Here is a 20,804-nt window from a genome sequence, read left to right as displayed (position 1 = left end):
CAGCGGCTCAACGCGGCTTGACGTCGAGCAGTTCCACCTCGAACACCAGCGAGGCGTTCGGCGGAATCACCCCGCCGGCGCCGCTGGCGCCGTAGCCGTATTCCGACGGGATCATCAGCTTGCGCTTGCCGCCCACGCGCATGCCGGCCACGCCTTCGTCCCAGCCGCGAATCACCTGGCCGCCGCCAAGGGTGAAGCTGAAAGGCTGGCCGTGGTCGGCCGAGGCGTCGAACTTCTCGCCATGCTGGTCCTTGGCGGCCTCGTCGTACAGCCAGCCGGTGTAGTGCACGGTCACCTGGTTGCCGGGCCGCGCCTCGGCGCCGCTGCCGACCTGCTCGTCGATCATCTGGAACGTTGCGATGCTGCCGCCCGGTGGCGGACCCGGCGGCGTGCAGCCGCTCAACAGCCAGGCCGGCAACGACAGACTCAACAGCAACAGGGCACGGCGCATGCGGTCATCCATGGGCGAACAGGGCGTGCAAGGGTAGCGCATCGCCGCAGCGGCTATCATCGGCGCATGGCCAAACTGCTGCTCAACCTGCGCCACGTGCCCGACGACGAACTCGCCGAGGTGCGGGCACTGCTCGATGCCGCGCGCATCGACTACTACGAGACCCGCCCCGGCACCTTCGGCATTTCCGCCGGCGGCGTGTGGCTGCGCGAGGACGCCGAGCAGGCGCGGGCCAAGGCGCTGCTGGCCGACTACCAGGCGCAGCGCGGCGAACGCGCCCGCGCCGAGCGTGCCGCGGCGCTGCGCGACGGCAGCGCCGAGACCTTCGCCACGCTGCTGCGGCGGCGCCCGCTGTTCGTGCTGGCGACGCTGCTGGGCATGCTGCTGATCGCCTCGCTGGTGCTGCTGCCGTTCTTCCTGTTGCGCGGCTGAAGCCAGCCGGCACGATTGGCAGGGGCGCGGCGACCGGCGTGACGTGGCTGGGCGTGTCCCGGAAGGATCGTCGCTCGGCGACGCAGGCGACGCATGGGGCCTCATTGCTCCCTTGCCCTCGCGCATGAGCGCGGCGACGCCGTCGCCCTCGCGCTGCCAGCCCCGGCTGCACGCCGCGCGCTAAAATGCGCGGATGATCGCCAATACCGCCGCCTACCATTTCGTCGCCATCGCCGATCCCGACGCGCTCGCCGCGCGGTTGCAGGACTGGGCGCAGGCCGGCGCGTTGCGCGGCACCATCCTGGTCGCGGGCGAGGGCATCAACCTGTTCCTGGCCGGCGCGCCGGAGGCGATCGAAGACTTCTACGCGCAACTGCGTGCCGACCCGCGCTTCGCCGCCCTGCGGGTCAAGACCAGCCTCAGCGCGCAGCAGCCGTTCGCGCGGCTGAAGACCAAGGTCAAGCCGGAGATCATCAGTTTCCGCCGCGATGCCGCCTCGCCGCTGGCCGCCGAACGCGCCCCGGCGGTGGCGCCGGCCACGCTGCAGCGCTGGCTGCGCCAGGGCCACGACGACAGCGGCCGCCGCGTGGTGCTGCTGGACACGCGCAACGCCCAGGAAGTGGAGTACGGCACCTTCGCCGGCGCGCTGACCCTGCCGATCGTCAAGTTCACCGAACTGCCCGAGGCACTGGCGCCGCATCGCGCCGAGCTGGCCGACGCCACCGTGGTCAGCTTCTGCACCGGCGGCATCCGCTGCGAGAAGGCGGCGCTGTGGATGCGCGCCGACGGCATGCACAACGTGCTGCAGCTGGACGGCGGCATTCTCGGCTATTTCGAGGAAGTGGGCGGCGAGGGCTACGCAGGCCGCTGCTTCGTGTTCGACGAACGCGTGGCGCTGGACCCGCAGCTGCGGCCGCTGGTGGATGTTGCTGAGGTGGGGATTGGGGAGTCGGGATTGGGGATTGGCCAAAGCGGGCTGACCCGCAACTGACCGAAACTTGCGGTCTGCAAGTGGGTTTCGGCTCGCTGCATGCCGCGTCCCCTCAGAGCCTCAAAAAATGCTCCAGCGAATCCTAAATCCCCAAACACGAATCCCGAAAAAAAATGGCTTGGAAAGCGTCCGAGCCGTACGCTGTTCGCCAGAGGTGCTAGCCAGTGGCGCGATGGCGCACTCGGCCCCTCAGGTCAGGCAACAGCCGCTTTAACGAATCCCCAATCCCGACTCCCCAATCCCACCGCCGTCAGGCGTACTGCATCTTGCGCGTCATCCCGCCATCGACCACGAAGTCCTGGCCGGTGACGAACCCGGCATCGTTCGACAGCAGGTACACCGCCAGCGCGCCGATATCCTGCGGCGTGCCGACCCGGCCGGCCGGATGCTGCGCATGGTCCTGCCGCGACAGCGCCGGCTTGCGCCGCGCACTGGGCTTGCGCCAGGCATCGGTGGCGATCCAGCCCGGGCTGATGCAGTTGACCCGCACCGCCGGCCCGGCGCTGATCGCCAGCGCATGGGTGAAGGCCAGCAGGCCGCCTTTCGCCGCCGCATAGGCTTCGCTGTCGGGTTCGGACTGGTGGGCGCGGGTCGAGGCGATATTGACGATCGCGCCGCCGCCGGCGCTGGCGCGCAGTGACGGCAGCGCGTGCTTGCTGCACAGGAAGGCGCCGCCCAGGCTCGCGCCCAGGCGCCGGTTCCATTCGCGCAACGCCAGGCGCTCCAGCGGGCCGCTGTGCGGATCGGCGACGCCGGCATTGTTGACCAGGCCGTCGATGCGGCCGAACCGCGCAAGCGCGGCATCGACGAAACGGCCCACGCTGGCCTCGGCGGCCACGTCCAGGCGCCGGAACAGCACCTGGTCGCCGGCATCGAGTTCGGCGACGCAGGCGCGCCCGGCCTCGGCGTCCAGATCGCCGAACGCGACCCGGCCGCCGGCGCCCAGCACCGCCTGCACCACGCCGCGGCCGATTCCTTGCGCGCCGCCGGTGACCAGCACCACGCGGTCGCGCAGCGGCAGGGCGGGAGTGGTGGAGACTGGCGGGATCAGGGACATGGCGCACACCGGGCAGGGCGGGAGTGCAAGCGTAGCCAAGCGGTCGTGCAGTCGGCGTTGCCGTGGCGCGCTTGCGCGTGGGTGTCGAAAGACAGCGGGGCGCACGTACCTTCATCCGCCCCTTCGTGGCACCTTCCCCCGAAAAGGGGGCCATGGTCCCGGAGGGAGAAGGGAGCGCTCGCTTGCTCGAGCCCCTCTCCCCCCGGGAGAGGGGTTGGGGTGAGGGTACGGCCGCACGCGAACCAGCCATGCCGCCACCGCAAATCAGCGTTCCGGCGCCGGCCGCTGCAATCGGCCCGTCCGTCCCCATTTCCACTGCATCGCTTTGCAGGAACCCGCTCTCCATGATGCCGATCTCCATCCTCGATCTCGCCCCGGTCTGCGAAGGCAGCGACACCACCCAGGCCTTCGCCAACATGCTGGACCTGGCGCAGCACGCCGAGCGCTGGGGCTATCACCGCTACTGGCTGGCCGAGCACCACAACATGCCCGGCATCGCCAGCGCCGCCACCGCGGTGCTGATCGGGCATGTGGCCGGCGGCACGCGCCGGATCCGGGTCGGCGCCGGCGGCATCATGTTGCCCAACCACGCGCCACTGCAGGTGGCCGAGCAGTTCGGCACGCTGGCCTCGCTGTATCCGGGGCGCATCGACCTGGGCCTGGGCCGCGCGCCCGGCACCGACCAGCCCACCGCGCGCGCCTTGCGCCGCTATTTCGACAGCGCCGACCAGTTCCCGCAGGACGTGGCCGAGCTGCTGCGCTATTTCGAGCCGGCCGAACCCGGCCAGCTGGTGCGCGCGGTGCCGGGCGCCGGCATCGAGGTGCCGGTGTGGCTGCTCGGCTCCAGCCTGTTCAGCGCGCGCCTGGCGGCGGCGCTGGGACTGCCGTTCGCGTTCGCCTCGCACTTCGCTCCGGATGCGATGGACGAGGCGCTGGCGGTCTACCGGCGCGAGTTCCGTCCTTCGGCGCGGCTGCGCGATCCGTACGCGGTGCTGGCGCTGAACGTGGTCGGCGCCGAGTCCACGGACGCGGCGCGGCGGCTGTTCACCACCCAGCAGCAGAGCTTCGTCAATCTGCGTCGCGGCCGCCCGGGGCTGATCCCGCCGCCGATCGACGACATCGAGGCGTTCTGGCAGCCGCACGAGAAGGCCGGCGTGGAGCGCGCGCTGGCCTGCACCGTGCTTGGCGATGCGGCCGAGGTCGCGCGCGGCATGGCCGAGTTCGTCGCCCGCCATCGCCCCGACGAACTGCTGCTGACCGCCAACATCCACGACCACGCGGCGCGGCTGCGCTCGTTCGCGATCGCCGCCGAGGCCTGGACCCAGGCGGCGGCCGCATAGGCGGCGGCAGGCGCGGTCGCACTGCGCGGCCGCGTTCGCCAGGCCGGCGGCCCGGGCCGTCTTGGCGCGCAGCGTAGACAAGTCGCGGCGACAGCGGCGGTTTTCACTGCGCCTTGTCGGTGCCTTGGAGCAGATTCGGTGGGCACGCCATGGGTTGGCGCGCACGTGGCGGCAGGACCCGGCATCGCACCGGTCGGCGCCACGCATCCACGGATCGAACAGGGGGCGTCACATGGAATCCGAATACCTGCCGCCGGCCGCGCGCGGCTGCGGCCTGGAGGCCGTCTTGCATCAGCTCGCGCTGCAACTGCAACGTCTGCAGCGCGCGCCGGAGGACGCCCGGGCGGCGCAGCCGTTGCGCAGGCAGGTGTTCGCCGAGGCGCCGGTTTCGGAGTAGCGCTGCGTCGCGAGAGATGCGTGCCCGTGGCGCGCGCGGCACGGTTTCGCGCCAACTCGGGCTACAGCTTGTGCATCCACTCGCGGCCCAGGTCCACCACCTGGTCCGAGGCCAGGCCCAGGCCGACCGCCACCGCGATGCCGCCCAGCCAAGACACCAGCATCAGGCCGCCGTCGCGTTCCAGCAGGGCCAGCGAGAACAGCAGCAGCATCGCGCCGAACGCATAGTTGGTGAAGGGAATCGGCAGCGACAGCAGGATCCCCAGCACCACCAGCAACAGGCCGCTGAAGGCGCGCGCCGGCAGCGTCTCGACCAGCGCCGGCAGGCGCGGCTTGAGCAGCTTGTCCAGCCGCCGCAGCCACGGCGCGATGCGCCCGACGAAGCGCTGCATGGTGCGCCGGCGCGGGCCGCGTTCGCCGATGAAGCGCGGCAGCCAGGGTTTGCGCAGGCCGATCAGCATCTGCGCGCCGATCAGCGTCACCAGCGGTCCGCTGATGCCGCCGGCCAGGCCCGGCACCGGCAGGAACGCCGGCAGGATCGCCACGAACAGGAACATGCCGAACGCGCTCTGCTGCAGGTCGGCCAGGATCAGCCGCAGCCGCAGCTGTTCGTCCGGATCGCCGAGCAGGAAGGTGTCGAGCAGGGTGCGGATGCCTTCGGCGCTGTAGCCGTGAGCGTCGTCCGTGCCGGGTGTCTCACCCGGTGATGTCATCGCTGTTCTCGTCCTGCAGCTTGCTCAACAGCAGCTTGTCCACGCGCGCGCCGTCCAGATCGACGATCTCGATGCGCCAGCCGGCCCAATCGAAGAACTCGCCGGCGTGCGGGATGCGGCCGAAGTAGTAGATGCACAGGCCGGCCAGGGTGTTGTAGTCGCCTTCCTCGGCGTTGGGCAGTTCGGCGCCGCCGAGCAGCTCGCGCAGGTCCTCGATCGCCAGCGAGCCGTCGATCAGCAGCGAGCCGTCGGCGCGGGTCACCACCAGCGCGTCCTCGTCGGCGTTGTCCACCGACTGCAGGCGCCCGACCACCGCGCCCATCAGGTCGCTGATCGTGACCAGGCCCTGGATCTCCCCGTATTCGTCCACCACCAGCGCCATCGACTGCTGTTCCTCGCGGAAGATCTCCAGCAGCTTCATCGCGTGGGTGGATTCGGAAACGAACAGGGTCTCGCGCAGGCTCTGGAACAGCTGGGTGGCGTTGCCGTCCATGCGCGTGACCAGCGATTTCACTTCCAGCACGCCGGCGATGTCCTGGTCGCTGCCGCGGTAGACCGGATAGCGCGAGAACTCGTGCTCGCGCATCACCTGGAAATTGCGTTCGGCCTCGGCATTGGCGTCGAGCCAGGCGATGCGGTTGCGCGGCGTCATCAGGCTGTCGGCGGTGCGGTCGCCCAGGCGCATGACCCGGTTCATCATGTCGCGCTCGTGGCTGTCGATCACGCCGGCCTCGTGGCTCTCGGCCACCAGCATGCGGATCTCCTCTTCGGTCACCGACGCCGACTGCTCGTTGCCCAGGCCGAGCACGCGCAGCACCAGCCGGGTCGAGCGCGACAGCACCCACACCGCCGGCGCGGCGATCAGCGCCAGCCAGCCCATCGGCACCGCGACGAAGCCGGCGATGACTTCCGAGCGGGTCAGCGCCAGGCGCTTGGGCACCAGTTCGCCGAAGATCAGCGTCAGGAAGGTGATCAGCACGATCGCCAGGGTCTTGCCGATCACCGCCGAATACGGCTGCGGCTGCCCGATCAGGCTGAAGGTGGCCGACAGCGCCGGGAACAGCGACTGCAGCTTGGCCGCGATCGCCTCGCCGATGGCCTCGCCGCCGAACACGCCGGTCAGGATGCCGATCGCGGTGATGCCGATCTGCACGGTGGACAGGAAGTTTTCCGGATTCTCGGCCAGCGCCAGCGCCTTGGCCGCGCGCGTGCTGGATTGCGCCATCTGCTTCAGGCGGCTCTTGCGCGAGGTCATCAGCGACATCTCGGACATCGCGAAGAAGCCGTTCAGCAGCACCAGGGCTGCCACGACCAATAGTTCAAGCATGCGCGCGCTCCCTGGCGGCGAGGGAAGCGGGGACATGGGCGCCAAGGCGGCGCGGGGGAGGGGGGCTAGGGTGGTCGTCCATAGGGTGCGCCTAGCGACGGCGCGGCTGCATGGTAGCAAACCCGGGTGGCGGGCGCGTCCACGCGGTGCCGGTGCGCTGCCGCCGGTCGCCCGATTCCCCCGTTTTGTCAGCAAACGGTCATAATTCCGCCCCGGTGCCGTCCCTCCCGCGACGGCGGGATTGCGTTTCATGTTCTCGTTGCAGACCATCTTCGGTTCCGGCAAGCAGTTCTACACCCTGCTCGACGAAGCGGCCCAGGCCGCCTACGACAGCACCAAGGCGCTGCATTCGATGATGCGCGAGTCGGATCGGCAGCCGGCGCTGGACGCCTTCAAGCTGGCGCGGCTGCGCGAGCGCGCCGCCGCCGACAAGATCGGCCAGGCGCTGGTCGACAGCTTCATGACCCCGATCGAGCGCGAGGACATCGAGGCGCTGGGCTCGGCGCTGTACAAGATCCCCAAGCAGGTGGAGAAGTTCGCCGACCGCTATTCGCTGGCGGTGCAGCACCTGGAGCACATCGATTTCGCGCCGCGCGCGGCGATGCTGGAACAGGCCGCGGCGGTGGTGGTGGAGATGGTCCACGACCTGCGCAACATGCACCTGGACCGGATGAGCGCGCTCAACGACAAGCTGCGCTCGCTGGAGAACGAGGCCGACCGGCTGATGCTGGAGCTGTACCGCGACATCTATTCCGGGCGCCTGGACAACCTGCAGATGTTCCTGCTCAAGGAATTCTTCGAGATCCTGGAGAAGGCCATCGACCGCTGCCGCGAGGCCGGCGTGGTGGTCTACCAGATCGTGCTGAAGAATTCGTAATGGGCACGCTCCGGATCCGCTGCATGCGCGGCTGCGCCGCCATGCCCGCCGCCGCGGCCGCCATGCGTGAGGCGAGGAGCGCACGATGCTGACGCTGGTCCTGATCGTGATCCTGGCCGCGCTGGTGTTCGAGTTCATCAACGGCTTCCACGACACCGCCAACTCCATCGCCACGGTGGTCGCGACCAAGGTGCTCAGCCCCGGCTGGGCGGTGATCCTGGCCGCCGGCATGAACCTGATCGGCGCGCTGACCGGCACCGCGGTGGCGATGACCATCGCCTCGGGCCTGCTCAACACCGACGTGGTGACGGTGACCCCGCAGGTGATCCTGTGCGCGCTGCTCGGCGGCATCGTCTGGAACCTGATCACCTGGTGGAAGGGCCTGCCGTCCTCGTCCTCGCACGCCCTGATCGGCGGCCTGTGCGGCGCCGGCCTGGCCGCGGCGCACAACAACTGGGGCGCGCTGATCTGGTCGCAGAACGTCGGCGACTGGGCCAAGAACAAGGGCCTGCTGTGGAAGGTGTTCGTGCCGATGATCACCTCGCCGATCGCCGGCTTCCTGCTCGGCATCGTGGTGATGCTGCTGCTGTGGGCGATCATCGCCGGCATGGCCGGGCTCGGCGGCCGCATCGGGCGGCTGGCGCGGCCGCGCTGGGTCAACGCCTTCTTCGGCAAGGCGCAGATCGCCTCGGCCGCGTACATGGGCTATGCGCACGGCCACAACGACGCGCAGAAGACCATGGGCATCATCGCCATGACCCTGGTCGGCGCGCAGAGCACCGGCGCGCTGGACGACCTGCCGTCGTGGCTGGCATTCCTGCACCCGGCCGCCAGCCAGGGCCAGGGCATCGCCACCTGGATCGTGCTGACCTGCGCGGTGGTGATGGCCGCCGGCACCGCCTCCGGCGGCTGGAAGATCATCAAGACCCTGGGCCACAAGATGGTCAAGCTGCACCCGATCCACGGCTTCGCCGCGGAAACCAGCTCGGCGACGATCCTGACCCTGGCCGCGCACTTCGGCATGCCGGTGTCCACCACCCACAGCATCTCCACCGCGATCATGGGCGTGGGCTTCGCCAAGAACCCGCGTTCGCTGCGCTTCGGCGTGATCGAGCGCATCGTCTGGGCCTGGATCCTGACCATCCCGGCCGCCGCCGGCGTGGCGTATCTGATTTTCCGGCTGTTTGCGCTGTTCGGTTGGACGTGAGGTAAAGCCGGGATACGGGAATGGGGAAACGGGAATCGTAAAAGCCGAAGGCATCTGTCCTTCGGATACGCGGGGAGCCGCTTTTGCGATTCCCCATTCCCGATTCCCCACTCCCCGCTAGTTGGCCCGATACATCGCCAGCACATCCCCGCGCAACGCGCGCTGGCTGTCGGGGCGGTTGTAGAACATGTGCCCGCCCGGATAGTTCCTGACCTGTACCCGGGTCGGGTCGTTGCCCATCACCGGCATCTGGTCCACGGTCAGCACCGAACCCATGAACGGGCACGACAGGTCGTTCCAGCCGTGCACGATCAGCACCCGAAGCTTGGGATCGATCGCCACCGCCTGGCGCAGTTCGGTCACCGAACCCTTGCGCAGTTCATCGTTCCAGTCCCACAGCTTGTTCACGTCGTAGTTCAGCGCCTGGTAGCGCGCATCCACCTTCCAGCCCACCACGCGGGTCACGAAATCGACCATCGCGGTGGTGGTCGGGGCGATGATGCTGTCCAGCAGCGGGTCGTTGGCGCGCTGCTCGGGCGCGTTCGGGAACGGGTCGAACGCGGTGACGTTGGAGTCGTAGCGGCTGCCGAGCTGGCCCTTGTCGCGGAACACCTCGCGCAGGTAGGCCTGGGTTTCCAGGCGGCCGCCGGCGCGGCGCACGTAGACCGGGTCCAGTCCGGTCATCGCCGCCACCTGCTGGATCATGCGTTCGCTGCCGGCCGCGTCGGAACGCCCGCGCAGCAGCGCGGTGACGTAGTCGCCGCGGGTGTAGTCGATCACCTGGCGCATCGCCTCCGGGGTCAGCCGCTGCTCGCGCTCCAGGTGCGCGGCGGCGATCGAGGGCAGGGTCAGCATCCACGCCAGCGGCGACACGTCGCCGTTGTCGTCCAGGGTCGGGTTGAGGTACGGCGAGACCAGCACCACGCCGTTCATCGCCACGCCCAGCTGGGTCTGCAGGTAATGGGTGATGCGCGGCCCGCGGAAGCCGCCGTAGCTCTCGCCGACCAGATACTTGCGCGACTGCAGGCGCTGGTTCTTCAGCAGCCAGTCGTAGATCGTGCGCGACAGGTATTCGATGTCGGCCTGCGGGTTGTAGAACAGCTTCTTGGCCTGCTCGTCGGCGACCCGCGAACGGCTGAAGCCGGTGCCGACCGGATCGATGAACACCAGGTCGGTGAAATCCAGCCAGGTGCCGGGGTTGTCGTGCAGCGTCGCCGGCGCCGAGGCGCTGTCGCCCTCGCTGCCGAAGGTGACCACCTTCGGCCCGATCGCGCCCAGGTTGAGGTAGACCGACGCGGCGCCGGGGCCGCCGTTCAAGGCGAAGGTGACCGGGCGGTCCTTGCCGTCCACGGTGTAGGCGGTGAACACCACGTCGGCGACGGTCTTGCCCTGTGCGTCCTTCACCGGCAGCGTGCCGACCGTGGCGGTGTAGCTGAGCGACTTGCCGTCCACGTGCGTGACCTGGCGCACCTTCGCGTCGGCCGGCAGCGCGGCCGGCTTTGCTTGCTCGGCGCTGTCGGCCTTGTCGGGTTTGTCCGCCTTGTCGGCGCCGTCGGCATCGGCAGCCAGTGCGGCGGAGATCGGCAGGACGGCCAGCAACAACGCCGCCAGCAGCGGCTTGGACAGGTTCGGCACGGGGAGGGCGCTCGGCAGAAGGGAAGCCGGCATGCTAGGCCGCGGCGCGGCGCGCGCGGATGTGCCCAAAGGCATGGTCGGCGCGCAGCGCGCATTGCCGGATGGCCTGAGCACGCGACTGAATCGTCATCGGTGACGCCCACCCTGGCGTTGGCGCACGACCTGGGCCGTGGCCCCTGGCCTGGGGCGATCGCCATGCGTGTGCTGCCGGTGTACTACTGCTTGCTAGCGCCGCGACGACCGGCCGCGACGCCGGCGGCGCCAGGACACTGCGGCCAAGGCTGTGCCGCAATGGTCATCGATCGCCGCTGCCGACAGGCGCTTTACCAGGCCAGTGTCGGGTCCGGATCCGGACAGCGCGGCAGCGGGCGGCAGATGAAGGCCAGGATGTAGACGCTGTCGTCGTGAGTTGCGGCGTCGCGTACCGTTGCGGCCGCTGGTTCCGGGGCAGGAACGACCTCGGCCACGCTCAGATCGCGCGCATAGGCGTCCAGGCGCAGGCGCCGCAAAATCGCCTGCGCTGCCACCGGCGCGTTCGCCGCTGGCGATGACGGCGCCGCCGGTCGGCCGATCACGATGCGCGGACGCAGCATAGGTGTCGATGTCGGTGCGGCGATATTGCGCACCGGCATGCGCAACGCTGCGTTGGCGATCGGCGCAGTGGCGACTGCAGTGCTGCTGCGGTCCGGCACGGCGAGCACAGGCCGTCGGCGCATGCCGATCGGCCCCGCCGGGACGGGCGGCGGCGGCCGCAGTTCTCGCCGCGCGATCAGCCTTGGGGTCAATCGCAGTTGTCGCAGCAAGCCCGGGTCGAAGCCCAGCGCCGGGCCGACGACGCTCGGTAGCGCTGCCGTCGGCTTGCGCTGCACCTGGATGTCGCGGGCGAACACCACCGCCACCGGATACGCAGTGCAGGGACCGTGCGCGGGCGACTGCCCGTCGCTGAGCTGCAGCGAGGCATCGGCGAAGCGCCAGAATCGCGCCGCGAAGGCATCGGCGCTGAACCAGGGCCGGATCAGCGCGGCCGAGCTGAATTCGAAGCTCAGCGAGGCGATGCCGGCATCGCCGCCGGTTCCCAGCCGTTCGCGCAACTCGGCCGGCGCCTCGGCCAGCGCGGCGTCGATCTCCGCGCCGCTGAGTTCGAAACGCCGCCAGGAACCCTCGTCCAGCGCATTGCTGGGCGCGTAGCTGGTCGGATAGACCTGCAGTTGGTCGCTGGCGCGGGTCAGCGTGTCCATGTCGGGATTGCAGCGTCCCTTCCATTCGCTCAGCGTCTGCCACGGCGATTTCGCGCCGAGCCCACTGACCTGCGCTTGCGCCTGCTCGACCGCGTCGCGGTAGCCCAGCGCGGCCCAGTCGGCCAGTGCGTCGTCGAGCCCGCGCTGCAGCGCCGGCTGCTGCAGGTCGTGCCAGGCCTGCACCTGCTCGGCGCTGCCGGCGCTGGCGGTGGCCTGCTGCGCCAGATAGTCCTGTTGCAGCAGCAGGTAGCGGTCGCGATAGCTGCGGTAGGCGAGCGCGGCATCGGTCGGCAGGCGCCGGCCTTCCTCGTCCTGCCGGTACAGCACCGCGGACGCGGCCTGGTAGTCGGCCTCCTCTTGTGCGGTGCGGGTGGACTGGGCGAATTGAGCCTCGCGCAGCACCTGCGCGTAGACCTCCCACAACAGGGTCTGGCCATCGCCGCTCCAGGCGGGACCGTCGGGAATGCGGTTGGCCAGCAGCGAAAATTCGATCAAATGCTCCATCGTGCCGTCGCCGAGCAGATCCAGGGCGGCGGGTGCGAACGCCAGCGGCGTGACCGGGAAGCTGAGTTCGGTGTCGTCGCTGCCGAACACGTGTTCGGCTTTGGCCATCAAGGCCAATTGGGCGGCTGCGTCCATTGCAGGCGATTCCTTAAAAAATGGGGAAACATCGGGCGCGCGGGACGGCAGGCGGCGCGCGGCCGCCTGCCGTGGTGCTGCGGCGCCGCTCAGATCCAGTCGGTGATGCTGGGCAGCGGGTCCGGCGACTTCGGGAACACATGGCACTTGAAGCCGATGATCTGGGTGCCGTCGACCGTCATCGTCTGGCTTTCGCGATCGTAGTGCGCCTGGCTGGAGCGCTCGCCGCTGGCCGAACTGCGCCCGTGCGAACCGCCCAGATGGAACGGGCCGAACGAGAACACGCCGCCGCCGCTGGCCGAGGAGCGCTGCCAGGACTCGGCCATGTCGCTGAAGCCGGAGGCCTTGGCGAAGCACAGGCTCAGGTTGCGGACCAGGATCAGCGAGGTCGGATAGGCCGGCAGCAGGCCCTTGGCCGGGGTTGCGCCGTCGGAGGCGAACTGGCCCTTGGCCTCGGGGTTGTTCTGGTCCATGCGCCAGCTCTTGCTCATCAGGAACGCGGTCTTGAACCAGGGCCGCACGATCGGCATCTGCGCGATGCTGAACTTCATGCTGAAGTGCTCCGAATCGAACTGCACATGCGACTGGCTTTCGCCGCTGGCGTTGCTGACCTTGCCGCCGCCGCCGAAGATGCCCAGGAAGCCGCCGCCGGCGCTGGTGGTGGAGCGGCGCATCGCGTAGCTAGAGTTGCTGGAGCTGTTGTAGTCGGAAGAGCTGAAGCCGAAGTCGGTCCAGCCGGCGTTGTCCATGAAGTTGCCGGGTACCACCGAGCTGTAGAAGAAGTCGCTGCCGGAGTTCAGTCCGGTCAGTCGCGCCTTTTCCAGGTCGTCGCGGTACTGCTGCTTGAGCAGCGCCATGTCGCGCTGCATGACCTGATCGATGAACGCGGCGATCTGCTCGTAGTCGTTCTTGTAGCCGTTGGAGACCCAGTCGGACATCGCCGCCTTGACCTTGTTGCGCAGGATGTTGGCGTTGATCGCCCAGTTCTGCACCGCGCGCTGGTCGGCGGCGGCCAGCGCGTCGATACGCTGATTGTTGTACTCCAGCGCCGCACTCATGTAATCGACCATCTTCTCGTTGTAGGCCTTGACCAGAGGGCTTGGCTCGGTGACCTGGGTCTCGCTGTCGTCGATCAGATTCTTCTTAGTGACGGTGGTCTGCAGCAGGCCGCGGAACTTCTCGATCTTCTTCTTGATGTCGTCCGGCAGCTCGTTGTGCATGACCTGGCTCATGCGCAGGATGTACTCGTAGCGCTCGGACAGCGTGCCTTCGTTGTTCATCACGCTGAGCGCGGAGAACTGGTTGTTGACCGTGGCTGCCAGGTCCGGCACGAAGTCCACCAGGCGCGCGAAGTCCTCGGCCTGTTTCTGCAGTTGCACCGCGTCGCTGCCCTTCATCGCCTCCAGTTGCGCCGGGGTGAATTCCGGAGTGGTGACGGTGCCGTCGGGTTGGGTGGTGCGCTGCTCGTCCAGCGCGGCCTTGCGCACCACGCCGGTGAGGCCTTGCTTCATGAAGCGCACGTCTTCGGGCTGCAGCGGGATGCCGGGCGTGGCCCAGCTGAAGAAATTGTCTTCCGACTTGGGGACGGTGTCGTCGCCGTTGGTGAGGACGTTGTAGACCTTGCCCATGACCGAGTTGAGCATGACGTCCGGAGTGACGAGTGGCATGAAAGTGCTCCTTGCGTTTAGGTGGGGCGGCGTTCCCGCCGCCCTGGTGGTTACGGAAGATCGGCGATGACCGCGCCGTAGTAGTTGTCGATGAAGTCCTGCTGCGGGACCGCCAGGTCGAAGCTGTTCTCGCCCCACGACCAGATCGACAGCAACACGTCGTCCTTCTGGAACTTGTGCGTGCCGTCGTCGTTCTGCGGGCCGTCCATCACCGCCACGCTGATGTTGTTGAGCCCGACCACGTAGTGGTTGGGAAACAGGTCCAGCAGGAACTCGCTGTCGATCGGACTGCCGCTGCTGCGCGCGGCGTGCAACAGGTTGCTGTGGATCAGCAGGGCCACGTCGCGACCTTCGTGGAACTCGATGCCGGTGGCGTGCGGAATGCCGGCGGGCGAGGCCCAGTTGCCTTCGTCGCTGACCTGCGCGTAGATGCCGGTGGCGCGCAGCCAACTGGCCAGTTCTTCCGGCCTGGTCAGCCCGGCCAGGGTCTGCGCCGGATCGCCGACCCAACTGCTTTGCCAGAACGGCTGGTCGGTGTTGCGGATCGCGCTGAGCAGCATCCAGTCGGCGCCGAAGGTGCCGGTGCTCAGGCTGCTGTAGTCCTGCGCCAGCAGCGTGTCCTTGGGGACGATGGAGAGATCGCCCAGCTCGGCGCTGCCGTTGTCGTACAGCGTGGTGGCGAAGCTGGCGAACCCCAGCGGGTCGCGGCTGGCCCACATCAGCAGCAGCGCCGCCGGCCCGCACAGGTTCAAGGCGCCTTGGCGGATCAGACGCGGGTTGTTGACGAGGTCGAGCAGGCGGTCGGCCACTTCGATGCGGTCCAGTCCATTCCATGAACCGGTTCCGTCGCCGTCGCGGAACGTGGCGATGGCGTCGCGCGCCTCGTCGATGTCGGAGACGGTGCGAGTGTCGTTGGCGCGGGTGTCGGTGAGCAGGGCGTCGAGCTGATCGAGATCGTCGAACGCAGGGGTATCGGAGCTGTCGCTCATATGGCTTCCTTTTCGTGGTTGATTCCTGAGGCAGCCGGCGCAATGCGGGCTACTCCATCAACAACGCCGCTTGCGGAAAAAACCGGACAGCGCACGCGGCACTTTCGCGCGCGCGATCGCGCATGCAGGCGGCGGCCGATGTGGCCGCTATGTCAGGGCGATGACGTAATGCGCGCGGGCGAACTTGTCGGCAGGAACTCCTGTCCCAACGCGGTGCGGCACCGCGATGAGGCGGCTTCGTCCGTCGCGGCTGATGGCCCGATGACACTCGGAGCCGCTGCTACGGATGCTTGCGCGCAGCGGTCTGGTGAATTTATGGGAGAGACTTCAATCCCGACGCTTTCGCGGCATGACGAGGTGGCCCGCTTCGTTCGTCGCGACTGAAGTCGCTGCTACAGGATGCTGCGCGCTTCCATGGGATGGTCTAGCCGCTGTCAGACCAATCCGAATCCGCAACCTCGGCAGTTCAGACCTCCAACCAAGCCAGCCCGCCTTTGGTCTCCAGCCGCTGTTTGCGATCGCCAGCGCGCTTCTTGGCCAGTAGCATGTCCATCAGCGTGCGGGTCTGGTCAGAGCGGCGCGCGCGGATGTGCGCAACGGCATGGTCGGCACGCATGGCGCGACGGGCCCTATCATGTCCCGCCCTGCCTGCCCGGAGACGTCGTTTTGAAGTTCAGAAGCCTGCTGCCATTGGTGTTGCTGCTAGCGCTGGCCGCGTGCCTGAGCGTACCGCGCGTGCGTCATGCGGCCGATCCCGACGCGCTGTGGCGCATCATCAACACACACTGCCTGGCCGCCGACGCGCCGCGCGCGGTCGACTGCGCCGCGGTGTGGTCGCAGCCGGAGCGGCGCTCGGTGGTGCTCAAGGACAATCACGGCGACTTCCAGTTCCTGCTGCTGCCGATCGACCGCATCACCGGCATCGAGGACCCCCGCCTGCTGCAGGCCGGTTCGCCCAACTACTTCGCCGCGGCGTGGGACGCGCGCATCTTCGTGGAACGGGCACTCGGCCGCCCGCTGCCGCGGCAGTATCTGTCGCTGGCGCTCAATTCCCCGCATGGCCGGTCGCAGGAGCAACTGCACATCCATGTCGATTGCCTGCATCCGCAGGTCCGGCGCGAGCTGGATGCGATGCAGGCGCAGGTCGGTACGGCGTGGCGGCCGTTGCCGCAGCCGCTGCTGGGCCACCGCTACCTGGCCCGGCGCCTGCCGGGGGAGGCGCTGTCGGCCAATCCGCTGCGGCTGCTCGCCGAGGGATTGTCAGCCGGCGATGCGCTGCGCGACTACTCGCTGGTCGTCGTCGGGGACGCCAGTCCGGCGCCTGGGTTCGTATTGCTGGCAACCCGAGTCGATGCCGCCAGCGGCAATCGCGCCAGCGGCGAGGAGCTGCAGGACCATGCCTGCGGCCTGGTGACCGGCGCGGAGCAGGTGCTGCCGGGCGTGCGCTGAGCGCCTCCCGCGGGGAGGGGCGGCGCGAGGACCGGTCTACCGCGATGCCGGCGAGCGCCCGGAATCGAACGCCGCTCCTCTCAGTGGCCGGCCGCGCGTGACGGCGCCGCTGGATCTGCAACCATGGCCGGCACGCAGCGCGGAGCCAGATGGCCGGGGCCGTGTGGCTCCGCTCCAACCGAATCGCATTCCTGTCACCAGGCGCAGCGCGGGCAACGCATGGAGTCTATCGGGCTAACCCAATCCCCAATCCCGACTCCCCAATCCCAGCCCCTCAGACCTCCAGCGACGCCAGGTCGCCCTTGGTCTCCAGCCACTGCTTGCGATCGCCGGCACGCTTCTTGGCCAGCAGCATGTCCATCAGCGCACGGGTTTCGTCGCCTTCGTCGACGGTCAGCTGCACCAGCCGCCGCGTGTCCGGGTGGATGGTGGATTCGCGCAGCTGCTGCGGGTTCATTTCGCCCAGGCCCTTGAAGCGGGTCACGCTGAGCTGGCCCTTGAGCTTCTCGCGCGCGATCTTCTCCAGCAGCGAGCGCTTCTCTTCTTCGTCCAGCGCGTAGAACACCTGCTTGCCCACGTCCACGCGGAACAGCGGCGGCATCGCCACGAACACGTGACCGGCCTTCACCAGCGCCGGGAAGTGGCGCAGGAACAGCGCGGTGAGCAGGGTGGCGATGTGCAGGCCGTCGGAGTCGGCGTCGGCCAGGATCACCACCTTGCCGTAGCGCAGCCCGCTGATGTCGTCCTTGCCCGGGTCGCAGCCGATCGCGATCGCCAGGTTGTGCACTTCCTCGGAGGCCAGCACGCTGCCGGAGGCCACTTCCCAGGTGTTGAGGATCTTGCCGCGCAGCGGCAGGATCGCCTGGAAATCCTTGTCGCGCGCCTGCTTGGCGCTGCCGCCGGCCGAGTCGCCTTCCACCAGGAACAGCTCGGTGCGCGACAGGTCCTGGCTGATGCAGTCGGCCAGCTTGCCGGGCAGGGCCGGGCCGGAGGTGACCTTCTTGCGGGTGATCTGCTTTTCGGTCTTCAGCCGCGCGCTGGCGCGATCGATCGCGATCTGCGCGATGCGCGTGCCGGTTTCCACGTTCTGGTTCAGCCACAGGCTGAAGGCGTCATGCGCGGCGCCTTCGATGAAGCCGGCGGCCTGGCGCGAGGACAGGCGTTCCTTGGTCTGGCCGCTGAACTGCGGGTCGGTCATCTTCAGCGACAGCACGAAGGTGACCCGGTCCCACACGTCTTCCGGCGCCAGCTTGACCCCGCGCGGCAGCAGGTTGCGGAAGTCGCAGAACTCGCGCAACGCGTCGGTGAAGCCGCTGCGCAGGCCATTGACGTGGGTGCCGTGCTGCGCGGTCGGGATCAGGTTGACGTAGCTTTCCTGCACCAGCTCGCCGTCGGCGACCCAGGCCACCGCCCAGTCGACGATCTCGCGATCCTTCTTCAGATTGCCGACGAACAGGTCGGCCGGCAGCAGTTCGCGCTCGGCCAGTTCGCCCTTGAGGTAGTCGCGCAGGCCGTCCTCGAAGTACCAGGTGTCCTGTTCGCCGGTGGCCTCGTCGTGCAGCTTCACGGTCAGGCCGGGGCACAACACCGCCTTGGCGCGCAGCAGGTGGCGCAGCGCGCGCACCGCGAACTTGGGCGTGTCGAAGTATTTCGGATCGGCCCAGAAGCGCAGCCGGGTGCCGGTGTTCTTCTTGCCGACGCTGCCGACGATCTCCAGCTTCGAGGCGGGGAAGCCGTCGCCGAATTCCATCCGGTATTCGTTGCCGTCGCGCTTGATGAACAGCTCCACCTTCTTGGACAGCGCGTTGACCACGCTCACGCCGACGCCGTGCAGGCCGCCGCTGAAGGTGTAGTTGCGGTCGTTGAACTTGCCGCCGGCGTGCAGCCGGGTCAGGATCAGTTCGACGCCGGAAATCTTCTCTTCCGGATGGATGTCCACCGGCATGCCGCGGCCGTCGTCGGCGACCTCGCAGCTGCCGTCCTTGAACAGGGTCACCTCGATGTGCCGGGCATGGCCGGCCAGCGCCTCGTCCACGGCGTTGTCGATGACTTCCTGCGCCAGATGGTTGGGGCGGGCGGTGTCGGTGTACATGCCCGGCCGGCGCTTGACCGGGTCCAGGCCAGAGAGAACTTCGATGTCGGCGGCGTTGTAGCGGGTATTCATGCGTCTCAACAGGTGGCGCGAAGCAGATCCGGAAGTGTGCGGTGTGCGGCGGCTTTTTGCACGTCGCCGGTGTTCAGGGCCAGTGCCGTGGCCGTGCGCTAGCCTTGCACTGGAAAATCCGTAACGGCATCCCCATTGTCGTTGCAGCCTTACACAGGAGCACGCCATGAACGTTCGCAAGCTGTTGACCCTGGCCGCGCTGGTCGCCGCCGCGGTGGCCGTCCCGGTCGCGATGGCCCAGGCGCAGAGCGCCGATCCGGCCACCTCCGGCGCCGCCGCCTACGAGGCGCAGGTCGCGAAGGAGAAGGCCGAGGCCGATGCCAAGGCCAAGCGCCGTGCCGCCGCGGCGGCCGAGCACAAGGCCGGCAAGGATGCGGCTGCGCCGAAGAAAGAGGAAGAAGAGGAAGCGCGCAAGCCCTGAGCGCGCGCCCTGTTGCGACCTGCGACGCCCCGGCTGGTGCCGGGGCGTCTTCTTTTTGTGCGGTCGATCGGTCCGAAAGCGCTTGGGCAAATCGGCTTCACCCGTTAAACTATGGCTTTCCGGGAGGCCTTCGAGCCATGACCCCCCTGATCTTCGTTACCGGCGGCGTAGTGTCCTCGCTTGGCAAGGGCATCGCGGCCGCTTCGCTTGCGTCCATTCTCGAAGCACGTGGCCTGTCGGTCACGATGATGAAGCTGGACCCCTACATCAACGTCGACCCGGGCACGATGAGCCCGTTCCAGCACGGCGAGGTGTACGTCACCGACGACGGCGCCGAGACCGACCTGGACCTGGGCCACTACGAGCGCTTCGTGCGCACCCGCCTGTCGCGCAAGAATTCGGTCACCACCGGCCGCATCTACGAGAACGTGATCCGCAAGGAGCGCCGCGGCGACTATCTGGGCGCCACCGTGCAGGTGATCCCGCACATCACCGACGAAATCCGCCGTTGCGTGGACGAGGCCACCGCCGGGTTCGACGTGGCGCTGGTGGAAATCGGCGGCACCGTCGGCGATATCGAGTCGCTGCCGTTCCTGGAAGCGATCCGCCAGGTGCGCACCGAGCGCGGCGCCGAGCGCGCGCTGTTCATGCATCTCACCCTGGTGCCGTACATCGCCGCCGCCGGCGAGCTGAAGACCAAGCCGACCCAGCATTCGGTCAAGGAGCTGCGCTCGATCGGCATCCAGCCGGACGTGCTGCTGTGCCGCTCCGAGCAGGCGATTCCGGATTCGGAGCGGCGCAAGATCGCGCTGTTCACCAACGTCTCCGAGCGCGCGGTGATCAGCGCCGCCGACATCGACGTGCTCTACGGCATGCCGCTGGAACTGCACCGGCAGGGCCTGGACGAGATCGTCATCGACCAGTTCAAGCTGCGCGACAAGGTCGGCCCGGCCGATCTGTCCGAATGGGAAGCGGTGGTGGACGCCACCAAGCACCCGCTCGACGAGGTCACCATCGCCGTGGTCGGCAAGTACGTGGACCACCAGGACGCCTACAAGTCGGTCGGCGAGGCGCTCAAGCACGGCGGCCTGCGCCAGCGCACCAAGGTCACCTTGAAGTGGCTGGAGGCGCAGGAACTGGAAGGCAGCGACCTGTCGGCGCTGGCCGACGTGGACGGCATCCTGGTGCCCGGCGGCTTCGGCGACCGCGGCTTCGAAGGCAAGGTGCTGACCTCGCGCTATGCGCGCGAGCACCGCGTGCCGTACTTCGGCATCTGCTACGGCATGCAGGCGGCGGTGGTGGACTATGCGCGCCATGTCGCCGGCCTGGACGGCGCCAACAGCACCGAGAACGACCGCCAGTCGCCGTATCCGGTGATCGGCCTGATCACCGAGTGGCGCACCGCCAGCGGCGACGTGGAGAAGCGCGATGAGAAGTCCGATCTGGGCGGCACCATGCGCCTGGGCCTGCAGGAACAACGGCTCAAGCCCGGCACGCTGTCGCGCGAGATGTACGGCAAGGACGTGGTGTCCGAGCGCCATCGCCACCGCTACGAGTTCAACAACCGCTACCGCACCCAGCTGGAGGACGCCGGCCTGGTGATTTCCGCCAAGTCGATGGACGACACCCTGGTGGAGATGGTCGAGCTGCCGCGCGAGGTGCATCCCTGGTTCCTGGCCTGCCAGGCGCACCCGGAGTTCCTGTCCACGCCGCGCGACGGCCATCCGCTGTTCATCGGCTTCGTGCGCGCCGCGCGCGAGAAGAAGGCCGGCGGCAAGCTGTTGAAGGAAGCGCGCGCCTAGTTCCTTCTC

The 20,804-nt window shown here is 68.5% G+C and carries 19 protein-coding genes; 9 read left to right on the top strand and 10 right to left on the bottom strand.

What is annotated here, in order from left to right; all coding sequences use genetic code 11:
- Nucleotides 1-7 precede the first annotated feature (7 nt).
- On the bottom strand, nt 8-451 hold the full coding sequence (locus tag JR064_RS00490; RefSeq protein ID WP_179564123.1) for an FKBP-type peptidyl-prolyl cis-trans isomerase: 444 nt from the start codon (nt 449-451) through the stop codon (nt 8-10).
- Nucleotides 452-517: 66 nt separating this feature from the next.
- On the opposite strand from JR064_RS00490, the gene JR064_RS00485 reads away from it, so the two are divergent.
- On the top strand, nt 518-883 hold the full coding sequence (locus tag JR064_RS00485; protein WP_058360033.1) for a DUF6164 family protein: 366 nt from the start codon (nt 518-520) through the stop codon (nt 881-883).
- Nucleotides 884-1,076: 193 nt separating this feature from the next.
- Entirely contained in the window at nt 1,077-1,874 is a 798-nt protein-coding gene (locus JR064_RS00480) for a sulfurtransferase (protein WP_241092782.1), read from the top strand.
- A gap of 250 nt (nt 1,875-2,124) precedes the next feature.
- On the opposite strand, the gene JR064_RS00475 is transcribed toward JR064_RS00480, so the two are convergent.
- Nucleotides 2,125-2,931, bottom strand: coding sequence for an SDR family oxidoreductase (locus JR064_RS00475; protein WP_206228457.1), 807 nt, complete (start codon nt 2,929-2,931; stop codon nt 2,125-2,127).
- 344 nt (nt 2,932-3,275) lie between these two features.
- Here JR064_RS00475 and JR064_RS00470 point away from each other — a divergent pair, with 344 nt between their 5' ends.
- Together JR064_RS00470 and JR064_RS00465 are read left to right on the top strand one after the other, a co-directional pair.
- A complete protein-coding gene (locus tag JR064_RS00470; RefSeq protein ID WP_179564125.1) occupies nt 3,276-4,271 on the top strand; it encodes an LLM class flavin-dependent oxidoreductase in 996 nt (331 codons plus the stop codon).
- 232 nt (nt 4,272-4,503) lie between these two features.
- A complete protein-coding gene (locus tag JR064_RS00465) occupies nt 4,504-4,668 on the top strand; it encodes a hypothetical protein (protein ID WP_179564127.1) in 165 nt (54 codons plus the stop codon).
- Nucleotides 4,669-4,729: 61 nt separating this feature from the next.
- On the opposite strand, the gene JR064_RS00460 is transcribed toward JR064_RS00465, so the two are convergent.
- Nucleotides 4,730-5,380 (bottom strand): exopolysaccharide biosynthesis protein, encoded by a 651-nt coding sequence (locus JR064_RS00460; RefSeq protein ID WP_191826489.1) that lies wholly within the window; start codon nt 5,378-5,380, stop codon nt 4,730-4,732.
- Nucleotides 5,364-6,707: a hemolysin family protein gene (locus JR064_RS00455; protein ID WP_179564131.1), complete on the bottom strand. Its 1,344-nt coding sequence runs from the start codon at nt 6,705-6,707 to the stop codon at nt 5,364-5,366. The genes JR064_RS00460 and JR064_RS00455 overlap by 17 nt, the downstream gene beginning before the upstream one ends.
- A 250-nt stretch (nt 6,708-6,957) precedes the next feature.
- Here JR064_RS00455 and JR064_RS00450 point away from each other — a divergent pair, with 250 nt between their 5' ends.
- The gene (locus JR064_RS00450; protein WP_179564133.1) at nt 6,958-7,584 is read left to right on the top strand and encodes a DUF47 domain-containing protein; all 627 of its coding nucleotides are present in this window, start codon (nt 6,958-6,960) and stop codon (nt 7,582-7,584) included.
- Between the two features lie 85 nt (nt 7,585-7,669).
- A complete protein-coding gene (locus tag JR064_RS00445) occupies nt 7,670-8,791 on the top strand; it encodes an inorganic phosphate transporter (RefSeq protein ID WP_206228456.1) in 1,122 nt (373 codons plus the stop codon).
- A 117-nt stretch (nt 8,792-8,908) separates the two neighbouring features.
- Here the strand turns inward: JR064_RS00445 and JR064_RS00440 are convergent, their stop codons facing one another.
- The 5 genes from JR064_RS00440 to JR064_RS00420 all read right to left on the bottom strand — a co-directional run bounded on the left by JR064_RS00440 (nt 8,909) and on the right by JR064_RS00420 (nt 15,575).
- Entirely contained in the window at nt 8,909-10,459 is a 1,551-nt protein-coding gene (locus tag JR064_RS00440; RefSeq protein WP_206228455.1) for a S10 family peptidase, read from the bottom strand.
- A gap of 290 nt (nt 10,460-10,749) precedes the next feature.
- A complete protein-coding gene (locus JR064_RS00435; protein ID WP_206228454.1) occupies nt 10,750-12,303 on the bottom strand; it encodes a hypothetical protein in 1,554 nt (517 codons plus the stop codon).
- Between the two features lie 89 nt (nt 12,304-12,392).
- A complete protein-coding gene (locus JR064_RS00430; protein WP_191826492.1) occupies nt 12,393-13,970 on the bottom strand; it encodes a hypothetical protein in 1,578 nt (525 codons plus the stop codon).
- Between the two features lie 50 nt (nt 13,971-14,020).
- Nucleotides 14,021-14,959 (bottom strand): hypothetical protein, encoded by a 939-nt coding sequence (locus tag JR064_RS00425; RefSeq protein WP_191826493.1) that lies wholly within the window; start codon nt 14,957-14,959, stop codon nt 14,021-14,023.
- A 466-nt stretch (nt 14,960-15,425) separates the two neighbouring features.
- A complete protein-coding gene (locus JR064_RS00420; protein ID WP_206228453.1) occupies nt 15,426-15,575 on the bottom strand; it encodes a hypothetical protein in 150 nt (49 codons plus the stop codon).
- Between the two features lie 50 nt (nt 15,576-15,625).
- Between JR064_RS00420 and JR064_RS00415 the strand changes: the two genes are divergently transcribed.
- Nucleotides 15,626-16,408 (top strand): CDP-diacylglycerol diphosphatase, encoded by a 783-nt coding sequence (locus JR064_RS00415; RefSeq protein WP_206228452.1) that lies wholly within the window; start codon nt 15,626-15,628, stop codon nt 16,406-16,408.
- A 274-nt stretch (nt 16,409-16,682) separates the two neighbouring features.
- Here JR064_RS00415 and parE read toward each other — a convergent pair whose 3' ends face one another.
- On the bottom strand, nt 16,683-18,572 hold the full coding sequence (parE, locus tag JR064_RS00410; protein ID WP_179564139.1) for a DNA topoisomerase IV subunit B: 1,890 nt from the start codon (nt 18,570-18,572) through the stop codon (nt 16,683-16,685).
- Between the two features lie 166 nt (nt 18,573-18,738).
- On the opposite strand from parE, the gene JR064_RS00405 reads away from it, so the two are divergent.
- On the top strand, nt 18,739-18,993 hold the full coding sequence (locus JR064_RS00405; RefSeq protein WP_206228451.1) for a hypothetical protein: 255 nt from the start codon (nt 18,739-18,741) through the stop codon (nt 18,991-18,993).
- Nucleotides 18,994-19,130: 137 nt separating this feature from the next.
- On the top strand, nt 19,131-20,795 hold the full coding sequence (gene pyrG / locus JR064_RS00400; protein ID WP_003474007.1) for a CTP synthase: 1,665 nt from the start codon (nt 19,131-19,133) through the stop codon (nt 20,793-20,795).
- Nucleotides 20,796-20,804 lie beyond the last annotated feature (9 nt).

Origin of the sequence: Xanthomonas bonasiae (assembly GCF_017163705.1) — a bacterium.
In the GTDB taxonomy this organism is placed as follows: domain Bacteria; phylum Pseudomonadota; class Gammaproteobacteria; order Xanthomonadales; family Xanthomonadaceae; genus Xanthomonas_A; species Xanthomonas_A bonasiae.
This window is presented reverse-complemented; position numbering and strand designations above follow the sequence as displayed.